At 69.7% G+C, this 20,070-nt stretch carries 18 protein-coding genes and 4 tRNA genes; 13 read left to right on the forward strand and 9 right to left on the reverse strand.

Annotated elements, in window-relative coordinates:
- Positions 1-19: 19 nt before the first annotated feature.
- On the reverse strand, positions 20-982 hold the full coding sequence (locus tag ACFO0B_RS20460; RefSeq protein WP_378614126.1) for an acyl-ACP desaturase: 963 nt from the start codon (positions 980-982) through the stop codon (positions 20-22).
- 551 nt (positions 983-1,533) lie between these two features.
- On the opposite strand from ACFO0B_RS20460, the gene ACFO0B_RS20465 reads away from it, so the two are divergent.
- The 5 genes from ACFO0B_RS20465 (at position 1,534) to ACFO0B_RS20485 (ending at position 3,601) form a co-directional block, all read left to right on the forward strand.
- A tRNA-Lys gene (locus ACFO0B_RS20465) sits at positions 1,534-1,606 on the forward strand.
- 927 nt (positions 1,607-2,533) lie between these two features.
- The gene (locus ACFO0B_RS20470) at positions 2,534-3,199 is read left to right on the forward strand and encodes a TetR family transcriptional regulator (protein ID WP_378614127.1); all 666 of its coding nucleotides are present in this window, start codon (positions 2,534-2,536) and stop codon (positions 3,197-3,199) included.
- A gap of 92 nt (positions 3,200-3,291) precedes the next feature.
- A tRNA-Glu gene (locus tag ACFO0B_RS20475) sits at positions 3,292-3,364 on the forward strand.
- 29 nt (positions 3,365-3,393) lie between these two features.
- A tRNA-Asp gene (locus ACFO0B_RS20480) sits at positions 3,394-3,467 on the forward strand.
- A gap of 60 nt (positions 3,468-3,527) precedes the next feature.
- A tRNA-Phe gene (locus ACFO0B_RS20485) sits at positions 3,528-3,601 on the forward strand.
- Positions 3,602-4,137: 536 nt separating this feature from the next.
- Here the strand turns inward: ACFO0B_RS20485 and ACFO0B_RS20490 are convergent.
- The gene (locus ACFO0B_RS20490) at positions 4,138-4,842 is read right to left on the reverse strand and encodes an NPCBM/NEW2 domain-containing protein (RefSeq protein ID WP_378614128.1); all 705 of its coding nucleotides are present in this window, start codon (positions 4,840-4,842) and stop codon (positions 4,138-4,140) included.
- 197 nt (positions 4,843-5,039) lie between these two features.
- Here ACFO0B_RS20490 and ACFO0B_RS20495 point away from each other — a divergent pair, with 197 nt between their 5' ends.
- Entirely contained in the window at positions 5,040-6,083 is a 1,044-nt protein-coding gene (locus ACFO0B_RS20495) for an SEFIR domain-containing protein (RefSeq protein WP_378614129.1), read from the forward strand.
- Between the two features lie 81 nt (positions 6,084-6,164).
- Here the strand turns inward: ACFO0B_RS20495 and ACFO0B_RS20500 are convergent, their stop codons facing one another.
- A complete protein-coding gene (locus ACFO0B_RS20500; protein ID WP_378614130.1) occupies positions 6,165-6,788 on the reverse strand; it encodes a TetR/AcrR family transcriptional regulator in 624 nt (207 codons plus the stop codon).
- Between the two features lie 134 nt (positions 6,789-6,922).
- Between ACFO0B_RS20500 and ACFO0B_RS20505 the strand changes: the two genes are divergently transcribed.
- Together ACFO0B_RS20505 and ACFO0B_RS20510 are read left to right on the forward strand one after the other, a co-directional pair.
- Entirely contained in the window at positions 6,923-7,105 is a 183-nt protein-coding gene (locus ACFO0B_RS20505; protein ID WP_233015838.1) for a hypothetical protein, read from the forward strand.
- 121 nt (positions 7,106-7,226) lie between these two features.
- Positions 7,227-7,946, forward strand: coding sequence for a polyprenol monophosphomannose synthase (locus ACFO0B_RS20510; RefSeq protein ID WP_378614131.1), 720 nt, complete (start codon positions 7,227-7,229; stop codon positions 7,944-7,946).
- Positions 7,947-7,984: 38 nt separating this feature from the next.
- Here ACFO0B_RS20510 and ACFO0B_RS20515 read toward each other — a convergent pair whose 3' ends face one another.
- The 3 genes from ACFO0B_RS20515 to ACFO0B_RS20525 all read right to left on the reverse strand — a co-directional run bounded on the left by ACFO0B_RS20515 (position 7,985) and on the right by ACFO0B_RS20525 (position 12,569).
- The gene (locus tag ACFO0B_RS20515) at positions 7,985-8,428 is read right to left on the reverse strand and encodes a DUF6069 family protein (RefSeq protein ID WP_378614132.1); all 444 of its coding nucleotides are present in this window, start codon (positions 8,426-8,428) and stop codon (positions 7,985-7,987) included.
- Positions 8,429-8,506: 78 nt separating this feature from the next.
- Complete coding sequence (locus tag ACFO0B_RS20520; protein WP_378614133.1) at positions 8,507-9,985, reverse strand: HAD-IB family hydrolase; 1,479 nt, start codon at positions 9,983-9,985, stop codon at positions 8,507-8,509.
- Between the two features lie 91 nt (positions 9,986-10,076).
- Entirely contained in the window at positions 10,077-12,569 is a 2,493-nt protein-coding gene (locus tag ACFO0B_RS20525) for a glycerol-3-phosphate 1-O-acyltransferase (protein ID WP_378614134.1), read from the reverse strand.
- A 198-nt stretch (positions 12,570-12,767) separates the two neighbouring features.
- Here ACFO0B_RS20525 and ACFO0B_RS20530 point away from each other — a divergent pair, with 198 nt between their 5' ends.
- Complete coding sequence (locus ACFO0B_RS20530; protein ID WP_378614135.1) at positions 12,768-14,075, forward strand: salicylate synthase; 1,308 nt, start codon at positions 12,768-12,770, stop codon at positions 14,073-14,075.
- Between the two features lie 172 nt (positions 14,076-14,247).
- Here ACFO0B_RS20530 and ACFO0B_RS20535 read toward each other — a convergent pair whose 3' ends face one another.
- Positions 14,248-14,679 carry a hypothetical protein gene (locus tag ACFO0B_RS20535; protein ID WP_378614136.1) on the reverse strand — a complete coding sequence of 144 codons (432 nt, stop codon included), beginning with the start codon at positions 14,677-14,679 and terminating at the stop codon, positions 14,248-14,250.
- Entirely contained in the window at positions 14,676-14,876 is a 201-nt protein-coding gene (locus ACFO0B_RS20540) for a hypothetical protein (RefSeq protein ID WP_378614137.1), read from the reverse strand. Before ACFO0B_RS20540 ends, ACFO0B_RS20535 begins: the two co-directional genes overlap by 4 nt.
- Positions 14,877-15,027: 151 nt before the next feature.
- Between ACFO0B_RS20540 and ACFO0B_RS20545 the strand changes: the two genes are divergently transcribed.
- Genes ACFO0B_RS20545 through ACFO0B_RS20555 form a run of 3 tightly spaced genes read left to right on the forward strand, consistent with a single transcriptional unit; the run spans position 15,028 to position 17,475 of the window.
- Complete coding sequence (locus ACFO0B_RS20545; protein ID WP_378614138.1) at positions 15,028-16,323, forward strand: helix-turn-helix domain-containing protein; 1,296 nt, start codon at positions 15,028-15,030, stop codon at positions 16,321-16,323.
- A gap of 5 nt (positions 16,324-16,328) precedes the next feature.
- Positions 16,329-16,979 carry a 2'-5' RNA ligase family protein gene (locus ACFO0B_RS20550; RefSeq protein ID WP_378614139.1) on the forward strand — a complete coding sequence of 217 codons (651 nt, stop codon included), beginning with the start codon at positions 16,329-16,331 and terminating at the stop codon, positions 16,977-16,979.
- Positions 16,980-17,010: 31 nt separating this feature from the next.
- Positions 17,011-17,475 (forward strand): hypothetical protein, encoded by a 465-nt coding sequence (locus ACFO0B_RS20555; protein WP_378614140.1) that lies wholly within the window; start codon positions 17,011-17,013, stop codon positions 17,473-17,475.
- Here the strand turns inward: ACFO0B_RS20555 and ACFO0B_RS20560 are convergent, their stop codons facing one another.
- Positions 17,476-19,092, reverse strand: coding sequence for a (2,3-dihydroxybenzoyl)adenylate synthase (locus tag ACFO0B_RS20560; protein ID WP_378614141.1), 1,617 nt, complete (start codon positions 19,090-19,092; stop codon positions 17,476-17,478). It abuts the gene before it with no gap.
- An 88-nt stretch (positions 19,093-19,180) separates the two neighbouring features.
- Between ACFO0B_RS20560 and ACFO0B_RS20565 the strand changes: the two genes are divergently transcribed.
- Positions 19,181-20,065 (forward strand): oxidoreductase, encoded by an 885-nt coding sequence (locus ACFO0B_RS20565; protein WP_378614142.1) that lies wholly within the window; start codon positions 19,181-19,183, stop codon positions 20,063-20,065.
- Positions 20,066-20,070: the final 5 nt, after the last annotated feature.

The following is a 20,070-nucleotide window of genomic DNA, read 5'->3' on the forward strand; positions in this document are numbered from 1 at the left end:
TGACCCGAGCTCGGCGGCGTCAGCTGCCGGTGGTGGCCAGCTCGCGCTTCTTGGCCTCGCGGGCCAGCATGCGGTCGCGCTGCTCCTCGAACTTGATGACGTCGGCGCCCAGCTTCTCCAGGAACTTCCCGAGCCGCTCGCGCACCTCTTCACCGCGCGGGCTGAAATCGTCGCGCTCGAAGATCTGCCACTTCTTCAGCACCGGGTTGACCACGTCTTCGAGGTGCTGGCGCAGGTCGTAGATGCCGTGCTTGGCCATCAGCACGCCGTTGCGCCGGAAGTTGGGCATCCCCGCGCCCGGCATCTGGAAGTTCTCCAGGATCAGGGTGATCGCGTCCAGCGCCTGATCGGGGGAGAGGTCGAGCGCCGCGCCGCAGAGGTTGCGGTAGAAGATCATGTGCAGGTTCTCGTCGGCGGCGACGCGCTGCAGCATGCGGTCGGCGATCGGGTCGTCGCACACCTTGCCGGTGTTGCGGTGGCTGACCCGGGTGGCCAGCTCCTGGAAGGTCACGTAGGCGACCGAGTGCAGGAAGCCGGCGTCGGCCTCGGTGGGGGAGGCGAAGCCGTTGGTCATGTGGATCATCCGCGCCTCTTCGAGGGCGACGGGATCGACACCGCGGGTGACCACCAGGTAGTCCCGCATCACGATGCCGTGCCGGTTCTCCTCGGCGGTCCAGCGGCCGACCCAGGTGCCCCACGCGCCGTCCTGCGAGAAGTTCTCCGCGATCTCCCGGTGATAGGAGGGGAGATTGTCCTCGGTCAGCAGGTTGGTGATCATGGCCGCCTTGGCGACCTCGTTCAGCTGGGACTGCTCCGGCGCCCAGTCCACCCCGCCCATGGCGGCGAAGTTCCGGCCCTCGTCCCACGGCACGTAGTCGTGGGGGTGCCATTCCTTGGCCATGGAGATGTGCCGGTTGACGTTCTCTTCGGCAACCGGCTCCAACTCTGTCAGAAGCTCGAGTTGAGTCAGATCCCTTGCCATAGTGTCTTGTGCCCTTCTCAGTCGGTGCGTGCGGTCGTTCGGGTCGTTTTCCACGGTAGACCGAAGCCGATGCGGCCATACCTTACGGCACCGTAGGTGTGATGCGAAACGCATCTTCAGGTGCTGTCCGCTACTGTCCGGCCGCCCTGGCCAGGTCTGTGCGCCGCCCTGAACCAGGGGGCGATGACCCCGATTCTAAGGCTCGGGGGCGTTCCGTGGACTATCGTCCGGCCGGCCCAGTCGTTAGCTGGCCGTGGTCCGGGTTACACCGCGAGCGCTGGGCTCTCACCGGATCCGGCCGGCTGCGAGCCGGCGCCGGGAGCGCGGTGAGGTGGCGGTATCCGCTTGGCATCGGCGGATTCCGGTGCCGCCGGTAATCCGGTCGGGCCGCCGAATGGGTCCGCGATCCCGCTACTCGCGGGTAGCTTTTGCTGGCGCGGCGCTCGCCCGGCGGAGCCGGAGAGCTTCTGGCGGGATAAGGCAAATGTATAGAGGCGGCTGTGAATCCTGCTCGTGCCGCCGGGTGGGGGTCGGGTACTGTGTCCAGCCGAGCCCCTTTAGCTCAGTTGGTAGAGCTGGTGACTTTTAATCACTAGGTCGTAGGTTCGAGTCCTACAGGGGGCACCGCGCTCCACCAGGTCCCCCCGGTCGAGGATGGTCGACCGCTCCGCTTCGGTGGCCTCGGCGTGCTTGCCTCGAAATGATGGGTATCACATCTTCTCCGCGGTGGGAATCGCGCCGATATTCGCGGTTCTTCCGTTCGGCGCGCTCGGAACCGACCGCGCGCGAGGGGATTCCGCAGGTGGCGCTCGCCGCGCGGGTAACGCGGCGCCGGGCGGCGCCGATGGGCTCCGGGGATCCGCCGACCCGGCTTCGCCTCCGCTCCGGTTCATGATTATCATCGAAACATGTTGTCCAGCAAAGCCTTTGGATTTGCGGGGGGAGACAGCCGGGCGCACGGGGGCGCCCGGAACGGATCGGGGGCGCCGCCGCGGGGCCGGAAACCGGCCGGGCGGAGCTGTCGGGCCGGTGGCCCGGCGCCCGTTCCGTTCGGTCCGAAATAGCGGTGAGTTCGCCACCTATAACCGATTGCGGATGGTTTGCCGGAATGCGAATTCCGGCGATCGCGACGGCAGGCCCCTCGGTTTGGCACGTGCCGGATGCGGTTTCCGGGTACGGTGACGGCCAGATGAAATTCGGGAGAAACACCGCGCGCGAGCGGATCGTGATTGATTCGGGATGTGCTCGGCCCTCCCGGGCCGCGCCGCGATCGGGGCCCCCGATCGCGGTATCGCTGGAGTCGAACGCCGCAGGAGGAGGCCGATTCGAGACGAAGAACGCCCGGATGCGCACCCCCTGCGGCGCACCCGGGCAGAGGAACTATACCAGCTGGTGTGTTTCGAGTTTCACACCGAGTTTTCGTACCCAAAGTTTGTAATTGGGCGAAAACCCAGGTTGAAGTGTAAACAAGAGTCGTCATTATGCGCTGCCGGTTTCTTCCCAAGGGGGGTTAGCCAGCGGCGGCGAGTAAGCTTCGGAGGCGTTTCGAGCATGGCACGGCAGCAAGAGCGGGCCCGCCGGACACGTGCGGCGATCATCAGGTCCGCCGCCGTTGAATTCGGGAAGAGCGGCTACGCCGCGGCGTCGCTCAATCGGATACTGGAAGGGTCGCGGGCGACCAAGGGGGCGATGTACTTCCATTTCGACTCCAAGGAGGATCTGGCGCGCGCCGTCCTCGACGCGGCGATCGAGCGATATCGCGCGTCCGCCGAACGTTGGCTCACACGAACGGATCTCGGGCCGCTCGACGTTCTGCACGGGATGATCGACGAGATGGCGCTCCGGCTGCAGCACGACATCATCGTGCAGGCCGAGTACCGGCTCATCATCGAGCCCGACTTCTACCGCGACGTGCAGACCGGCGGCAGCCGGATCATCGGCCGCGCCACCAAGACGCTGGCGGTGCGTGCGATGGAGCAGGGGCAGCTGCGCGCGGACGCCGATCCGGACCGGTTCACCCGGACCCTGGCGGCCGCGCTGGCCGGCCAGCGGTACCTGATCGACGTCTTCGGCGGCGGGATCGATCTGCGCTCGCGGTTCCAGGAGGCACTGGAGGTGGTGATCGAGGCCATGGCCACCCAGGAGTGGGCGGAGAAGTTCCACAGCAATGGCTGGCAGGCATCGGCCCGGCTCGAAGAACTCGGATTGGGCGTCTGACCAGCCGGTTTGGGAATCCGGGGCGGTCTGTCATAAGCTATGCGAGCTCCCAGCGGACAACGTTGAAGCCGAGCCGGAGAGATCCGGAACGAGCCCCCTTCGTCTAGCGGCCTAGGACGCCGCCCTTTCAAGGCGGTAGCGCGGGTTCGAATCCCGTAGGGGGTACGGCCTTCGGGTCGTTGGTAGCAGAGCAAGGCCCTGTGGCGCAGTTGGTTAGCGCGCCGCCCTGTCACGGCGGAGGTCGCGGGTTCGAGTCCCGTCAGGGTCGCACACGAGTGCCGGAGAAATCCGGCATTTCGCGTATGGCAGCCGTTTCGCAGTTGCCTGCGGCCAGGTAGCTCAGTTGGTACGAGCGTCCGCCTGAAAAGCGGAAGGTCGCCGGTTCGATCCCGGCCCTGGCCACTCAGTCCCTCTGACCTCACGTAGGTCAGAGGGATTTCGCGTCTCCGGGCTCGGGTCCGTTGCCTTCGTAGTGCTCGCTTCCGGTGACGACACCGATCCACGACGGGTCCTCGCCCTGCCACTCGATCGTGAGCCGGCGGTGGGTGAACACCTCGGCGGTCTCGATGGCGGTGCGCTGAGCGAGGTCGGGGGGCAGTCGAGGGGTGCGGCACCGAGCCGCAGACGAGGCCGCCGGGTTCGATCTCGATCGCCAGCCGCCAGCGGGTGTCTCCCCGGGGCAGTAGCAGGGCTTTCGGTGCCGCGCGGCGTGGGTGCCTCGGCCGGCGGCCGCGTCCCATCGGCTGAGGCTATCGGGGCTCACGGCAGGATGGCGGAGGCTTTTCCCGCGGTGGCGCCGGGGAGCGGCTACCAGGGCGGCGGGGGCGTGGTGCAGGCTCGCGAAGAGGTTTGCGGTGGATCAGGCAGCCCCGTCGTGCGGCGGGCTGCGGTGTGGTGGTCACCGCCGACCGTGCCGAAGCAGATGCCGATGCCTCGAGCTACCGCTTCTTGCCGGGCGGCTCGGAGCAGTGCACCCGCGGGCGGCCCCAGGCGTTCTTGGCGTCCTGGGAGCGCCTGGTGTCCAGGATGGTGAGCCGCGACTTGCCGGTGATGTCCAGGTCGACCACGCGCGCCGGGTCCGGCATCGACATCTCGCCGGCGAATGCCTCCTGATCGTCGAGCTTGACGATGAACCGGCCGACACCGGCAGACGAGGGCGATTCGACGTCCTTGCCGATCGAGACCGTGAATCGGTCGCACTTACCGCTGATCGCCCAGGTGGCACGGTTCATGGGGTCGGACACGCTGGACCCGTAGTAGCCGACGATGCTGCTCGGGAACCTGGCGGTACCGATGCCGACGGTGTCGACGGCGTCGAAGCCGTTGTTCCAGGAAGCCGACTGGTACTCGATCAGGTCGTACCAGCCGTCGGTGGGTGGCGGATCCGTGCGAGTGGTCGACGTCGACGGCGAGCCGGAGGTGGTCGTGGTCGTGGTCGGCCGGGGCGTGCTGGTGACCGCCGGTGGGGTACTCGGGGGCGGTGTGGTGGCCGAAACGGGCGCCGCGATCGCCGGTTGATCGGAACCGGGCAGGAACCGCTCGACGAACGACACCGCGCCGTCCAGATTGCTCAGCACGACCACGGCGACGGCGATGACGCCGAAGACGGCCAGCCACAGCGGCTTCTTCTTGGTGAAATTCACGAACGCTCCAGTAGTCGACGCCAGCGGATGGCGGGGAGGTGGCTGTTGGGTTGCGCTGCGCCGGGATGACGGCTGCGAGATCGGAAGAATACACTCCGGATGACGCTCGCGCGGATCGGAATCCGTTTTCCCGGAACAAGATTGAGAATGGTCGGTATGTTCTTGGGGCGGCGTGTACTCGAGAAAAGGATGGCGCCGTGAGTGTGGACGACAGAGTGTCCGGTGACGATATCGATGAGGGCGACGTGCCCCGGGTGTTCGTCTCCTATGCGCACGACTCGGCGGCGCACAAGGAGCACGTGCTCCGGTTCTGCACCTTCCTGCATGCCGAGCTCGGTGCCGACGTGGCGCTTGACGTGTGGGAAGACACCCAGCGCAACGACTGGACGCTGTGGGCGACCGAGCAGCTGCAGAAGGCCGATTACGTTCTGGTGATCGCTTCGCCCGAGTACAAGCGCCGGGGTGAGGGTTCCGTTTCGCATGATGTGGGGCGAGGCGTTCAGTTTGAAACTCTAATCATTCGGAACGATCTCATGCGGGACATCAACAAGGAGCGGGAGCGCGTGCTTCCCGTGGTCCTGCCCGGTGGATCCAAGGAAGATTTTCCGGTCTACATGGCTCCGTATTCGACGACCTGCTACGAGATTTCAGAGATCAGCGAAAACGGAATGAAGAGATTGCTGGGGGCGTTCTCCGGGATCGCTGAGCATCCCAAACCGCAGCGCGGGACGTGGCGTGGGCCCGAGTACGTGCGGGGTGTGTTCGACCGCTTCGAGGAACGCCCGCGGCCGGGGCGGCTGCTCACCGAGGCGTTGCGACCCGCGACCTGCGGCCGCGATCTGCACTTCGGCGCTGCCGACCTGGGTGGCGAGCACTTCGGGAGCAGCATCGTGCACCACTGCGCCAACTTCTGCGGCGATCCGCGCAGCGCGGTGGATTTCATGCTGGGAAAGCGGTACCGGTCGTTCGAGGCCACGGTCGGCGTCCTGGACGATGCCGTCGATACCAGACAGGTCGGCTATTTCCAGGTCTTCGCGGACGGCGTCGCCGGCAAGCAGCTCCGCGTCGAGTACGGCAGTCCGGAGCAGCTCAGGCACGATGTGTCCGGGGTGCTCCGGCTCCGGCTCGTCGCCTACCGCGACGGCAAGGTCGTATCCCCGATGCTCGCCGGGGTGCAGATCGCCGGCGGTCGGGAAGTGCTGCTACCGGCGCTCGCCTGGGGCAACCCGGCGGTCTCCTGACGGGACGAGTGCCGGCCGCGCGGTGCTGTCGGCGAGCTCAGGACCGCGCGGCTGCCCCACTCGGACGAGCTGCGCGGCGGATTACTCGCGGACCATGCGGGCCGCCGCGTCACGCACCGTCTCGACGATCTGATCCAGGGTGAGCGGGCCGTCCGGCCGGTACCAGCGCCACACGCTGATGATCATGCCGAGCACCAGCCTGCCGAGGATGCGCGGATCGCCGTCGGCGAAGTCGCCCGCTTCGATGCCGCGCTGGATCAGATCGGTCCAGCGCGCCTCGATCTCCTGCACCAGGCCGCGCGAGCGCAGCCGTTCGGCCTCCTCCTTCACCGACTGCCGCGGCGCGGCCAGCAGGTCCAGGTGGTTCTGCAGGATGCGCCGCTGCAGCGCGTCACTGGGCGTGGCGGCCAACGCGGCGCCGACGGCGGCGCGCAGCGCGTCGGCCGGGTCGTCGATGCCGTCGGTGGCGGCGTCGAAGCGCTCGACCGTGTCGGCGAGCTCCAGCCGCATGATGGTGAGCAGGCAGTGCGCCTTGGACTCGAAGTAGTGGTAGAGCGCGGTCTGGCCGATGCCGACCTCGTCCGCGATCGACGCCCACTTGGTGTGGTCGTAGCCGACTCGGCCGAACTGATCGATCGCGGCCGCGAGAATGGTGCTCCGCTTCGATCGCGGGCTTTCGCGGCGCACGTCGGCAGGGATGGTCATCAGCGAGTGCCCCCAACGCTAGGTGATGAGCGAACAGCGTACCGCGCCTGAGGTGAACTCGTGTCAAAAAAGGGGGCTCGACGATATCCGCCGCGGTCCGTGTACGGAGCCCGCTCCGGTGGAATGCTGGAAGCATGGCTGAACGCTGGTACTACTGCTTGAAGCACAATCGGGCCGAGCGCGGGCGGCAGTGCTGGTTCCGGGACCGGATGGGCCCCTACCCGGACCAGGCGACGGCCGAGCGCGCGCTGGAAATCGCAAGGGCGCGAAACGAACAGGCCGACAGGTCCGACCGGAACTGGAGTGAGGGCGGCTGAACCCACCCCGCCGCCCGGCTTCCCCTCGCGCGGATCGAGTACCGTTTCCTCGGAATCAGGCGAACGCTCGCGGGTCCTTCATGCCCGCGGCGCGTGAACAGGTGAGCTGGGAGGGCGACCCTTGAGGGTTACCGTTGTTGTGCCGACCTACGACGAGCGGGATAATCTGCCGGTCGCGGTGGAGCGGCTGACGTCGCTGCCCGTCCCCGACCTGCACATCCTCGTCGTGGACGACAACTCGCCGGACGGCACCGGCGAGGTGGCCGACAAGCTCGCCGCCGAGCTGCCCGCCGTCGTCGGCGTGCTGCACCGCACCGAGAAGGACGGCCTCGGCCGGGCCTACATCGCGGGCATCACCCGCGCCCTCGACGAGGGCGCCGACGTGGTGATCCAGATGGACGCCGACCTCTCGCACCCGGCCGAGGTGATCCCGGCCATGCTGGAGAAGCTGCGCGACACCGACGCGGGCGTCGTCCTCGGCTCCCGCTACGTGCCGGGCGGCTCCACCGCCGAGGAGTGGAAGTGGTACCGCAAGGCGCTCTCCGCCTGGGCCAACTTCTACGTCAACGCCATTTTGCGGCTCGGCGTCAAGGACGCCACCGCGGGCTTCAAGGCGTGGAAGGCCGACACGCTGCGCGCCATCGAGGTCGGCTCGATCCGCAGCAACGGCTACTCGTTCCAGGTCGAGATGAACTACCGCACCGTCAAGCGCGGTTACACCATCGCCGAGGTGCCGATCCGCTTCGAGGAGCGCACCATCGGCGATTCCAAGATGAGCTTCGCGGTGCAGCTGGAGTCGGCGCTCATGCCGTGGAAGCTGCTCTTCAACCGCAAGGTCTGACGCCCGCGCCGGGTGGGCGCGGGCGCCGTACCTCGTGGTCAGGCCGCCTTGCCCTGCTCGGCCAGCTTGCGCCGCAGCCCCTCCAGCCCGATCACGATGGCGGGCACCAGCGTGACGTGCATGAGCGCGAGCGCGATGGTGGACGACAGGTCGAAGTCGGCGGCGATGGTCAGCCCGATGGTGAGGATGGCCAGCACCGACCCGACGATCTCGGCGACCCGCAGGATGCCGGGCCAGCGGTAGGCGAGCAGCACCGCGACGGTCAGCCCGACGAGCATCGGCGCCGCGGTGATGAAGACGATGCCGCTCGCGGGCACCTCGCCCACCTCGCCGTTGTTGGTGGCCTCGAAGTTCACCCCCGCTGCCTTGGCGATGGCCCAGATGATCAGGTTGGCGACGACGGCGGCGACGGTCGGGCCGAGTACCGCGACGGGGCGGCTCAGCGCGGGGACTCGGCTCGGTGTGGTGGAAGTGGTGGTCACGGTGGGGTCTCCCTCCCTCGGGCGCCGGAGCTGCTCCGGCTCTGCCCACTCATACTGAAACCTCAATAATCCTTCAGGTCAAGTCCTTTGTCCCGGCCAGTGCAGCAGGGTGTGCAGGTACTGCCTGCGCACCTGCTCGACCTTCTCGTCGAGCGCGGCCGGATCCCAGCCGGAGACGTCGATCGGCGGCAGGATCGCCACGTCCACGACGCCGGGCCTGGCGACCGCGGCGTTCCGGCGGCAGACCTCGCCCGCATTGCGGATCACGATCGGGATGACCGGGACCCCGGCCTGGATGGCGATGTGGAACGCGCCCTTCTTGAACGGGGCGAGCCGCGGCGTGTACGAGCGGGTGCCCTCCGGCGCGATCGCGATGGAGAGTCCATCGCCCAGCGTCCGCACCACGGGGGCGAGCGAGGCCTTCGCGCTGTCGGTGCTGGTGCGGTCGATGAAGGTGACCCCGACGAAGCGCATGAGCGGGCCGAAGATCGGATTCTTCGTGAGCTCCTGCTTGCCGACGCCGGTGACCCCGCCGTTCAGCACTCGCGGCACGATGAAGACGTCGTACTGGCTCTGGTGGTTGAAGAGGAAGACGGCGGGGCGCGGGGCGCGTGCGTGCTCGGCGCCGGTGACCCGCAGCCGGACCCCGGTCGTGGTGAGCACACCCCTGGTGGCGAAGGCGAGCAACCCGTCCGCCATCTTCCTGCGCTCGCCGGTGTAGCTGCGGGCGAGCACGCCGAGCAGCGCGCCGCCGAGCATGGCGGCGAAGCCGGCCGCGGTGCGCACGGCGTCCAGCAGGGTGGGCGGGCGCCGCGGCTGGAAGGCGGGCGCTGCCCAGCGCCGCTCGGCCGCGACCAGGGCGAGCCGGGAGTCCGGCGCCACCGCGACCGGGCGGCCGGCGAGCTCGAGCAGCGGGAGGTCGGCCAGGCTGTCGGCGTAGGCCCAGCTGTTCCCGAGCTGGATGCCGCGCGCTTCCGCGAAGGCTCGCGCGGCCTCGGCCTTGCCGGTGCGCCACAGCGGCTTGCCGTCGAGGTACCCGGTGAGCGCGCCGCCCTCGACGGCGAGTTCGGTGCAGAGCAGGTGCTCGATACCGAGCTCGTCGGCGACCGGGCGCACCTGGAAGCGGGTGAGCGAGCTGATCAGCACCACCGTGTGCCCGGCCTCGCGGTGCGCCTGCACCAGCAGCCACGCCTCCGGGAAGACCTGCTCGTAGAGCTCGGTGCGGAAGAGGGACCGGCCCGCGGCGGTGAGGTCGTCCTCGGTGCAGCCGGCCAGGGTGTGCTGGGCCGCCTGCAGGAACTGGCCGTACTCGCCGTCGGTGGTGCCGGTCCGGATGCTGTCCCGCAGGGTGTGCGCGGCGTCGTGCGGGCGGCGGCGTCCGGTGAGCTTCTGCAGCGGGCCCGGCCTGCGGAAGCCGTCCACCACGGTGCCGGCGAAGTCGAAGAAGGCACCCACCTGCGGCCCCTGCGGGCCGGTGCGGATCGCCTCCAGCAGCTCGTCCACCGAGCGGGCGGGCTCGGCAGCCGCGACGGAATCGTCCCTGGCTGCCTCGCTCATAGCCCGGCCTCCTGGGCGGGCGGCCCGGCGACGCCCATCGGCGTGGCTCCCATCCGCCGGACAGCCGACCGGTGGCGGTGACGAGAAGCGCTCATCGGCGGTCCAGGGAGGCGCGGTTGGACGGGTCGAGCGCTGCCGCCTGGCCGATCCGCGCGGCCAGGATGCGCAGCCGCGCGGCGAACTCCTCGCGCCGCACCGCCAGGTCGGCCCGCGCCTCCGGTCCGTCGGCCGGGGTGAGCAGCCCGCGATTGTCGGCGAGCTTCAGCGCGGTGCCGAAGAGCTCGGTCGAGACCGACTCCGGGCTGTGCAGCCGCTGCTGCAGCAGCATCTGCCTGCCCACCGCGACGCACTCCGCGACCAGATCCTTGCGATCCACCGCGACACCGGGATCGCGCGCGGCCAGCCGCTCGGCCACCACCAGCTGCGCGTCGAAGAAGGCACGCAGCACCCGGTGCGCCATCATGAAGCCGGACGAGGTGAGCCTGCCGAGCACCTCCCGGCCCCGGGTGCTCCGCGGCCTGCTGCGCCAGTCCGGGTCGACCAGCAGCATCTCCGCGGTGAGCTGGTCGGCGAACTCCTTGCGCTCCGGGAAGAAGAAGTCGAACTTGAGCTGGTCGCGCAGCAGGAACGCCTCGTCCCAGCCCGCGTTCAGCGGGTCCGGTTCCGCGGCGGGCTGCGGGTCGGCGTCCGCGGTGACCGCGGCCAGGATGCCGAGCTCCAGGATGGCGCGGTTGACGAACCAGTGCACCGCGCTGTTGCGGTAGAACGCCGCCTCCAGGTGCGCGCCGCTCTGGATCGAGTACACCGGCTCGAGCCCGCCCCTGAACACCGTGACCACCCTGGCCAGCGAGAGCTGCTCCAGCACGACGGCGAGGCTGGCCTCCTCGCGCAGCGCGCCGAGCTCGCCGCGCGGCAGGTCGCGCTCGACGATGTAGTCCAGCACCGGCGCCAGCAGCGCCCGCACCTCGCCGAGGGTGAGCGCCCGCTCCTGCACGCCGAGCAGCGCCAGCGTGGCCAGCGCGTTCACCGTGATCGGGGTGACGGCGTTGATGCCGACGGCCACCTCGAAGGCGAGCCGCTGCACCGCGCGCCGCTCCCGCTCCTCGCGCTCGGCGCGCGCCGGGTCGTCGGCGGCCGCGCTGCCGTTGGTGCTGTGCAGCGGGATGGTGACCGGCGGGTTGTGCAGCGGGTCGCCGTGCGCGCCGAGCCGGTCCCGCGCCGAGAGCGGCTCGCCGAAGCGCACGTAGACGTGCCCGGCCGAGTGCTGCTGGTTGCGGATGTAGCGGGCCAGCCAGCCGAGCCCCTCGGCCTTCTTCTTGCCGCCGACCTGCTCGGTGGCGATGGCGCCGAGCTCGTTCAGCCGCTCGTAGGTGATCGAGACCGGGACGAGCAGGACGTCCTCCACCCGGTCCGCGCGCACCGCGGCGGCCAGGTAGTTGAGCAGCCCGTACCGCGGCGGCCGGAGCTTGCCGGTGCGGGTGCGGCCGCCCTCGAAGTACCACTCCATGTTGAAGCGCTTGCTGAGCAGGTAGGCGAAGTACTCCTCGACCACCGCCTTGTACACCTCGTCGTCGCCGAAGCTGCGCCGGATGAAGACGGTTCCGGTGCGCCGCGCGATCGGCCCCATCGGCCAGAAGCTCAGGTTGGCGCCGCCGATCACGTGGTTGGGCGGGAAGTCGTTGCGGGCGAGCACGTCGCCGAGCACGAAGGCGTCCACGTAGGAGCGGTGCGATGGCAGGAAGACCAGCGGGTAGCGGCGGTTCAGGTCGCGCAGCCCGGCCAGCCCGGAATCGTCCGAGTCGACCTTCCAGGTCGAGGCGTGCACCGGCCGCATGGCCTGGGTGAACAGGTCGGAGACCAGCCTGCTCTGCGCCGCGACCAGCTCGTGCAGCCCCTTCTCCGCCCGCCGGTACACCTCGCGCGGGTCGGCGTCCTCGGCGTCGGCGATCGCCTCCAGCCTGCGCAGGAAGTCGGGCGAGTCCAGGATCTCCTCGGCCACCAGCTGCGGCACCTTGTACCGGTCGCCGATCACCGAGCGCTCGGCGCGCTCCAGCGCCACCACCGCCGCGCGCACCACCGCGCGGGCGAACGGCTCGGCCTGGCCGGTGCGGTGCAGCGCGGCGGCCTCCGGGTTGTTCAGCCGCAGCTCGCTCAGGTAGGCGGGCTGCCCGGTGAGCACCCGGTGCCGCTCCGGCGAGCGGCCGAGCAGCTTGCGCTGGACCAGCCGGTTCGGCTTGCGCGGGTTGGTGAGCAGCGCGAGGTCGGTGAAGGTCACCCGGCGCACGCCGTCGCGCTCGGGCGGCAGCCAGAGCACCCGCACCGGGACCACGAGCGGGTCGTCCCTGCGCCCGGCCAGCCGGGTGGCGATGGCGCCCGCGTCCAGGTCGATCTGGGTGACCGGCGCCGCGCTGCCCGACTCCGCGGCCAGGCCGCCCGCGGCGATCCACTCGCCGATCAGCTCGCGCTCCACCGCCGACGCCGAATCCACCAGCGCCACCACCGAGACCGGCGCCGGAGCCCCGCGCCCCGGCCGGGTGGCAGGCGCGGTGGTGGCACCGCCGGTGCTGCCGCTGTCCTCGATCATGCCGGTCCCTCCGCGTTGAACGACACTCCTATTCAAGCCCTCGGCGACGATCCGCGCAGGGAAGTCGGGCAGCGAGTCGAATCCGATTCGGGTGATAGGCGTGGGGGAGCGGTGTGCGTTGCAGCACAAGCGCGCATAAAGCCAGGTAATGCTAACCTTACCTCCCGTAGTTAGGTCAGCTTTACCTTTGGAGGATCGTTGTCGACAACGGACGAGCGCGTGCGCGCGGAGCTGGTAACCGATCCGGCGGCAGCGATGTCACGCCTCGCGGGGGCGGACCGCTTCGGCGAGTACGTGATCTACGAGCGCCAGGGTGAATGGGTGTTCGCCGCCGACCCCATGGGGGGGATCGAGCTCGACGTCGACGAACTACGGGTCTCCTGGCAGGGCGAGACGACGGCCGAGGCGTGGTCCGGCCGCCCGGCCGCCGTGCTCGACCAGGCGCTCGGCCGGCTGCCGCTCGGCGGCCGAAACGCCTACGGCTGGATCGGCTTCGAGTTCTGCGCCTGGGCGCTGGACGCCGTCGCGCACGTCCCGGCGCGAACCACGCTCGCGCACCTCATGGTCCCGCGCATCGAGGTGCGGATCGACGACACCGGACACGCCATCAGCGGCGCCACCCCCGACGAGGCCGAGGCGATCCTCGCGCTCATCGCCGAGGACGACGAGGCGCCCGCGGCCACCCCCGCCGAGATCCGGCTCGACCCCACCGGGTACCGCGACCGGGTCGCCGAGGCGGTCGGCGAGATCAACGCCGGGCGGTACCAGAAGGTGATCCTCTCCCGGAAGGTCGACCTGCCTTTCGTGGTCGACGTCCCCGCCACCTACCGGCTCGGCCGCGCCAACAACACCCCCGCGCGCTCCTTCCTGCTCCGCCTCGGGGGATTGGAGGCGGCGGGTTTCAGTCCGGAACTGGTAGTCGCCGTGGACGACGAGCGCGTCGTCACCACCGAGCCGCTGGCGGGCACCCGCGCCTTCGGCCGCGGCGCCGACATCGACGCCGCCACCAAGGCCGAGCTGCTCGCCGATCCCAAGGAGATCGTCGAGCACGCCATCTCCGTGCAGACCTCGTTCGCGGAGATCGCCGCGCTCGCCGAGCCGGGCACCGCCGCCGTCTCCGACTTCATGGCGGTGCGCGAGCGCGGGAGTGTGCAGCACCTGGCCTCCACCGTGCGCGGCACGCTCGCCGACGATCGGACCGCGTGGGACGCGCTCGAGGTGCTGTTTCCCTCGGTCACCGCCTCCGGCATCCCCAAGCGCGAGGGCGTCGACTCCGTCTTCCGGCTCGACCACGATCCGCGCGGGCTGTATTCCGGTGCGGTGGTGACTGTTTCCGGCACCGGCGCTTTGGAGGCGACGCTCGTTCTGCGTGCCGTCTATCAGACGACCGAGGGGGCCTGGTTGCGCGCCGGGGCGGGGATCGTCGGGCAGTCGCGGCCGGAGCGGGAGTTCGAGGAGACCTGCGAGAAGTTGAGCAGTGTCGCGCCGTATGTCGTGAAGGGGTAGGTCTTTTCGCACTTTTCGATGCCCGGTGGCCCTCGGTCGCCGGGCATCGGCCTTTGGCCGGTGGCAGGGCGTCCAGTTCCCCGGAAAGCAGCGAGACCCCCTGATCCACGGGTGTGGGGGGGTCCGCACCGAATGATGCTAGTACTTGTCGATCTTTCGGTGGCGAGCAAGGTCACCGGCGTTTCAGCGGCCATGGCACTGGAGGCTGCCCGTCGATCACCTCGGCGACCAGATCTGCCCAATGGGTGGCGAGGTAGCCGACGTCGAACCACGCGGCGTGCAGTTGCTCCGTGCTGGGCGGTGGCTCGGTCCGCAGCAGCTGCTCGGCGGTGACATGCGCGGCGGCCATGTCGTCGATGACGGTCGCGCACGTGGCGGCGGCGCCGGGCCGGGCGCCGGTGTGCTGGATGATCCATTCCGCGATCCGGTGACGTAGCGCGGTTCGACTGGCTTCGAAGACCGCGGCCCGGTCCGGGTAGAACTCGCGCACTCGGTGTATTGATGCCAGCATCCGGGCCCACTTCAACAGTGCGGTGTCGTGCCGGTGCGGTGGAGTCCGGAACGCCCTGGTGAGTTCGCGCCAGTGCGGCAGATCAGCGGTCATTCCAGCGGGGTGGACAGGCGGGCGAGCGCGGCGGCATAGGGCAGGCACCGCGCCGGGTCGTGGCCGGCGTGCCGGGTGAGCACGCTCGCGGCGTCCCAGCGTTGCAGTGCCGGAGGTGGCTCGGAACACCGGTAGGTGCGCGTCCCCTGGCGCTGGTCGTAGTAGCGCACGCTTTCGGCACCGTCCGGCTGGCTCACCAATGCTCTCCCCTCAGGTTCGCACCCGACGCCGAGACCGCCATCGGGCTGATTCGAGCGTCGCGTGGACGGTGGCGGCGAAACAGTGCCGAGTCGGCTCGAAAGGGGTAGCTTCGGCGCGTATCGGGAGGCGATCAGGGGGACGCGAACGATGGTCGAAGTCGAGTGGAATGCGGATGCCGTGGTCGCTCTGCGCGAGGCGATGCGGCGCAGCAGGGCGGAGTTCGCTCGCACGGTCGGCGTTTCGAAGCGAACCTTGGCGCTCTGGGAGAGCGGCACAACGACGTCGATGCACGCGGCGAGCCGTCGCCTGTTGGACAAGGTGCTCGCCGAGGCCGACGACAGCATCGTGAGCCGGTTCCACTGGAGTCTCCGGCAGCGGACCTCTCCAACGGCACCGAATCCGTCGGCACCCGTCGCCGACCCGGTCGCGGATTCGGCGAATCAGTCCGCCGCCTTGCTGAATTGGGCCGAAGCCAGTAACACCGGGCCGCTGACCATCGCGGGAATGCGTGACGAACTGCGCTCGGTGTCGCGGTCGTATCTGAGGGAGCCGACACAGCCCCTGTTCGATCGCAGCACCGTGGTGCGGGATCGCGCCGCCGAGTTGCTGAGTGGTCGGCAGCACCCGAGCCACACCGCACTGCTCTACGGGGTCGCGGGGTGGGCATTGACCCTGCTCGGCTGGATCACGATCGATCTCGGCAAGCCCGATACCGCCGACAAGCATCTGCGAGCGGCGTGGGCCTTCGCGGACAACGCCGACGACGACAACCTGCGCGCGTGGGTTCGCGCCTCCCAGCACACTTCGTCGTTCTGGCGCGAGGACTACCTGCTGGCCGCCGAGTACGCCCGAGACGGATTGCAGTACGCCACCGATGGCACGGCGGCACTGTTCCTGTCCAGCGCACTCGCGCTCGACCTGGCCTACGCCCGTGACGGGAGGGGTGCGGCCTCCGCGCGGGATCGCGCAGTCGACTTCGGAGCAGCGTCGGCCGAGAATCCGAGCCTGGATGTGCTCGCCGGGCCGTTCGCCTGCTCGGTCGAGCGTGCGGGCGGGCTGTGGGCGGATACGAGCCTCACCCAGGTAGACCCGGCCCGCTCGCTAGAGTTCGCGACCGCGGCCGTGCAGGGGTATGCACGGACTCCGGACGACCGCCGCAACGTCGGCTCCGAGCGCATGGTGCGGTGCCAGGAGATCAAGGCGCACGTGGCGCTCGGGAACCTCGACGTGGCACGAGACCAGCTCGAACACCTCGCCGGGGCAACACCGGCCGAGCACCGGATCGGACCGCTCGCGCAGCGGGTCGAGGAGATAGCGTGGATGGCGCGCGACGTCGCCGGCTCTGATGCGCGTGGTGTCCCGGAAATTGTTGACTGTGCTGTCGAATTTCGTCGGGCACCGCAAGCCGGGACGCTGCCGATGCTGTCGGGCGGGATGGGATGAGCAGGATGGCGATCGAGGAGACCTCGCACGACGAACACGCGGTCACCCGTGACCACTGGTGGTGGCGGCCGGGGTGGTCTATCGGGAAATCGTTCTACACCTGGCACATCACCTTTCGATCAGCGTCACCGGTCCGGGAGCTGAGTGACGTTTTCGCACCGACGCTCTCGGCGGTGCCGACCATGGAGCTCGTGAGCGCCGAAGGGTTGCACATCACCGTGCAGGGCATCGGGTTCACCGACGTAGTGCCGAGGTCCGATGTGGATCGGATCGTCGATGCCACCCGGCGCAACCTTGCCGAGCTGGCTCGATTCACCGTCACCATCGGCCCGCCGATCGTCGACAGCGAGACCATCCAACTCCCGATCGCTGATCCCGAACCGCTCCGAGCGGTCCGCGATCGACTGCAGACCGCCATCGCCGAGGTCTGGGGAGCGGCGAATGTTCCGGACCAGGGCTCTGCCTACCGGCCCCACCTCACGGTCAGCTACTCGACCGGTGTCGCACCGATCGAGGAACTACGCGGGAAACTCGAGGCCGACCAGTTCGACGGCTACACGATCACCGACATGGTCTCGGAGGTGTCACTCATCGAGTTGAACCGGGATCACGGCCGGTACGAGTGGCGTGAGGTCACCTCAGTGGCACTGCAATGAAGGGGAGCGGACCGGCATGGTGCGGATCGGCGTGACCGGTCACATGAACATCACCGACGACACCGCCACCGCGGTCTACACCGCTGTGCGCGCCCTGCTCGCTGAGCACGAGCCCGGCGAGCTGGTCGGCGTCAGCTGCATCGCGCGCGGTGCCGACAGCGTGTTCGCCCGCGCGGTGCTCGACTCCGGTGCACGGCTGGAAGTCGTTCTGCCGTCGCGGAACTACCGCGCCGCGAAGGTGAAGCCGGATCACGCCACCGAGTTCGACGACCTCGCCGGGCGCGCGAGCGCAGTCCGGGTGATGGACTTCGACGATGCGGGCCGGGAAGCGTACGAAGCCGCGAACGAGGCCGTTCTCGGCACTGTGGACCGGTTGGTCGCGGTCTGGGACGGTGACACCGGGCAGGTGGGCGGGACCGGCTCGGTTGTCGCGCTCGCTCGCGAGCGCGGAGTTCCGGTCGACGTGCTCTGGCCCGCGGGCGCCGCCCGCGCTTGATCACCCCTGCTCGCGCAGCACCTTCTTGTCGATCTTCCCGACCGCCGTCACCGGCAGCGTCTCCGCCTGCCGCAGCACATCGGGAAGCTTGTAGGTGGCGAGCCCCCGCCCGGTGAGAAACGTCTTGATCTCGGTGAGCGACGGCATCGCGCCGCTGACCACGAGGACCACGCCGACCTTCTCGCCGAGCACCGCGTCGGCCAGCCCGACGGCGGCGGCGTGCCGGACGCCCGGGTACGCGAGCAGATGCTCCTCGAGCTCGTCGCAGGAGACGTTCTCCCCACCGCGATTGATCACGTCCTTGATCCGCCCGGAGACGATCAGGTGCCCGCTCGGCAGCCGCCGCACCAGGTCACCGCTGCGGTAGAACCCGTCGGGGGTGAAGGCACGGGCGTTGTGCTCGGGGGCGCGGTAGTAGCCGTTGATGGTGTACGGCCCGCGGGTGAGCAGCTCGCCCTCGGACCCCGGCTCGACGTCCACGCCGTTCTCGTCCACGACGCGCAGTTCGTCGGCGGGGGACATGGGCCGCCCCTGGGTGGTGCAGATCAGCTCGGAGGAGTCGTCCAGCCGGGTGTAGTTGATCAGCCCCTCGGCCATGCCGAAGACCTGCTGCAGGGTGCAGCCGAGCGCGGGGGTGACCTCGCGGGCGTTCACGTCGGCGAGCCGGGCGCCGCCGACCTGGAGCAGCCGCAGCGAGCTCAGGTCGGCCTCCTCCCACTCCACCGCGGCGGTCCAGAGCTGGGCGAGCGGCGGTACCAGCGCGGTCACGGTGACCCGGTGCCGCTCGATCACGGCGAAGGCGCTCTCCGGGCTGGGGTCGGTGAGGAAGGTGAAGGCCGCGCCTACCGTGACGGCGCCGAGGATGCCGGGGCAGGCGAGTGGAAAATTGTGCGCGGCGGGCAGTGTCGCCAGGTAGACGTCGTCGGCGGTGAGCCGGGTGATCCCGGCGCTGGCTGCGGCGTTGTAGGCGTAGTCCTCGTGCGTGCGGGCGATCAGCTTGGGCAGGCCGGTGGTGCCGCCGGAGACCAGCATGAGCGCGATATCCGAGGGGTCGACAGCGGGCAACTCACCGGACGGCTCGCGCGGCACAGCGGACAGCGCCGTGAACTCGCCGGGGGAGCCGAGGACCAGTACGTGCCGCAGGGTCGGCACGGCGGGCCGCACCTCGGCGGCGAGCGCGCGGTAGTCGAAATCGCCGAGCTCGTCGGCGATCACGTACGCCACCGCCTCGGCGAGGTTCGCCAGGTGCTCGATCTCGGCGCGGCGGTGCGCGGGCAGCGTGAGCACCGGGATGATGCCCGCCCGCAGCAGCCCGAAGAGCACGGTCGCGAACTCGGGGACGTTCGGCAGCTGCACCACCACCCGGTCGCCGGGGGCGATGCCGAGCGCGAGCAGGCCGTGCGCCATCCGGTCCGCCGCCGCGTCCAGGTCGGCGTAGCTCCACGGGCCGGCGTCGGTCAGCACCGCGGGGGCGGCGGGCGCGCGGCGCGCGGCGTCGGTGAGCAGGTCGCCGATGGCGCGCCCGGCCCAATACCCCGCTGACCGGTACTCGGCGGCGGCCGCCGCCGGGAAGGGGACGTAACCGTCACGATGGGCGGACGTGGATGTCGAAGTCACGATTCCTCACAGCTGACGAGCGGGTATAGGTTAGGCAACCCTATCTCAGGCTGGAGGAACGGCCGGGGCGAACCGTAGACTCGCCCGCATGGGTCGTTGGGACACAGCGCAGATCGCCGACCAGACCGGCCGGACCTTCGTGGTCACCGGTGCCAACAGCGGGCTCGGGGCGGTCGCCGCCCGGGCTCTGACGAAGGCGGGAGCCACCGTCGTCCTGGCCTGCCGGGACGTGACCAAGGGGGAGAAGGTCGCCGCCGACCTGGGTGAGCGCGCGAGCGTGCGCAGACTCGACCTGGCCGATCTCGCCTCCGTGCGCGCCTTCGCCGCGGAGCTGGACACCCCCGTCGACGTGCTGATCAACAACGCCGGGGTGATGGCGGTGCCGCTGCGCCGCACCGCCGACGGCTTCGAAATGCAGATCGGCACCAACCACCTCGGCCACTTCGCGCTCACCGGCCTGCTGCTGCCGCGGATCACCGGCCGGGTGGTCACGGTCTCCAGCGGCGCGCACCGCGCGGGCAAGATCGACTTGGCCGACCTGAACTGGGAGCACCGCTCCTACCAGCGCTGGAGCGCCTACGGCCAGTCCAAGCTGGCGAACCTGCTGTTCAACCGGGAGCTGCAGCGCAGGCTCACCGCGGCGGGCTCGCCGGTGCTCGCCGTCGCCGCGCACCCCGGCTACGCCGCGACCGAACTCCAGTCGCACACCGAGACCTTCCTGGACGGCCTGATGTCGGTCGGCAACCGCATCTTCGCGCAGAGCGCCGAGATGGGCGCGCTGCCCGAGCTCTACGCCGCCACCGCCGCCGACGCGAAGCCGGGCGGCTACTACGGCCCGACCGGCTTCGGCGGCACCCGCGGCTACCCGGGACCGTCGGGCTCGACCGCCGCGGCCAAGGACGATGTGGTCGCCCGGCAGCTCTGGGAGCTCTCGGAGCAGCTCACCGGGGTTCCTGTCCTCTCGGCCTACTGAGCGCG

This window comes from Nocardia jiangsuensis (assembly GCF_042650385.1).
Lineage (GTDB): Bacteria > Actinomycetota > Actinomycetes > Mycobacteriales > Mycobacteriaceae > Nocardia > Nocardia jiangsuensis.

Excerpts from the sequence above, each read along its gene's own strand:
- ACFO0B_RS20460 (WP_378614126.1), bottom strand. The coding sequence starts at position 982 with ATGGCAAGGGATCTGACTCAACTCGAGCTTCTGACAGAGTTGGAGCCG.
- ACFO0B_RS20470 (WP_378614127.1), top strand. The coding sequence starts at position 2,534 with ATGGCACGGCAGCAAGAGCGGGCCCGCCGGACACGTGCGGCGATCATC.
- ACFO0B_RS20500 (WP_378614130.1), bottom strand. The coding sequence starts at position 6,788 with ATGACCATCCCTGCCGACGTGCGCCGCGAAAGCCCGCGATCGAAGCGG.
- ACFO0B_RS20505 (WP_233015838.1), top strand. The coding sequence starts at position 6,923 with ATGGCTGAACGCTGGTACTACTGCTTGAAGCACAATCGGGCCGAGCGC.
- ACFO0B_RS20520 (WP_378614133.1), bottom strand. The coding sequence starts at position 9,985 with ATGAGCGAGGCAGCCAGGGACGATTCCGTCGCGGCTGCCGAGCCCGCC.
- ACFO0B_RS20525 (WP_378614134.1), bottom strand. The coding sequence starts at position 12,569 with ATGATCGAGGACAGCGGCAGCACCGGCGGTGCCACCACCGCGCCTGCC.
- ACFO0B_RS20535 (WP_378614136.1), bottom strand. The coding sequence starts at position 14,679 with ATGACCGCTGATCTGCCGCACTGGCGCGAACTCACCAGGGCGTTCCGG.
- ACFO0B_RS20545 (WP_378614138.1), top strand. The coding sequence starts at position 15,028 with ATGGTCGAAGTCGAGTGGAATGCGGATGCCGTGGTCGCTCTGCGCGAG.
- ACFO0B_RS20550 (WP_378614139.1), top strand. The coding sequence starts at position 16,329 with ATGGCGATCGAGGAGACCTCGCACGACGAACACGCGGTCACCCGTGAC.
- ACFO0B_RS20565 (WP_378614142.1), top strand. The coding sequence starts at position 19,181 with ATGGGTCGTTGGGACACAGCGCAGATCGCCGACCAGACCGGCCGGACC.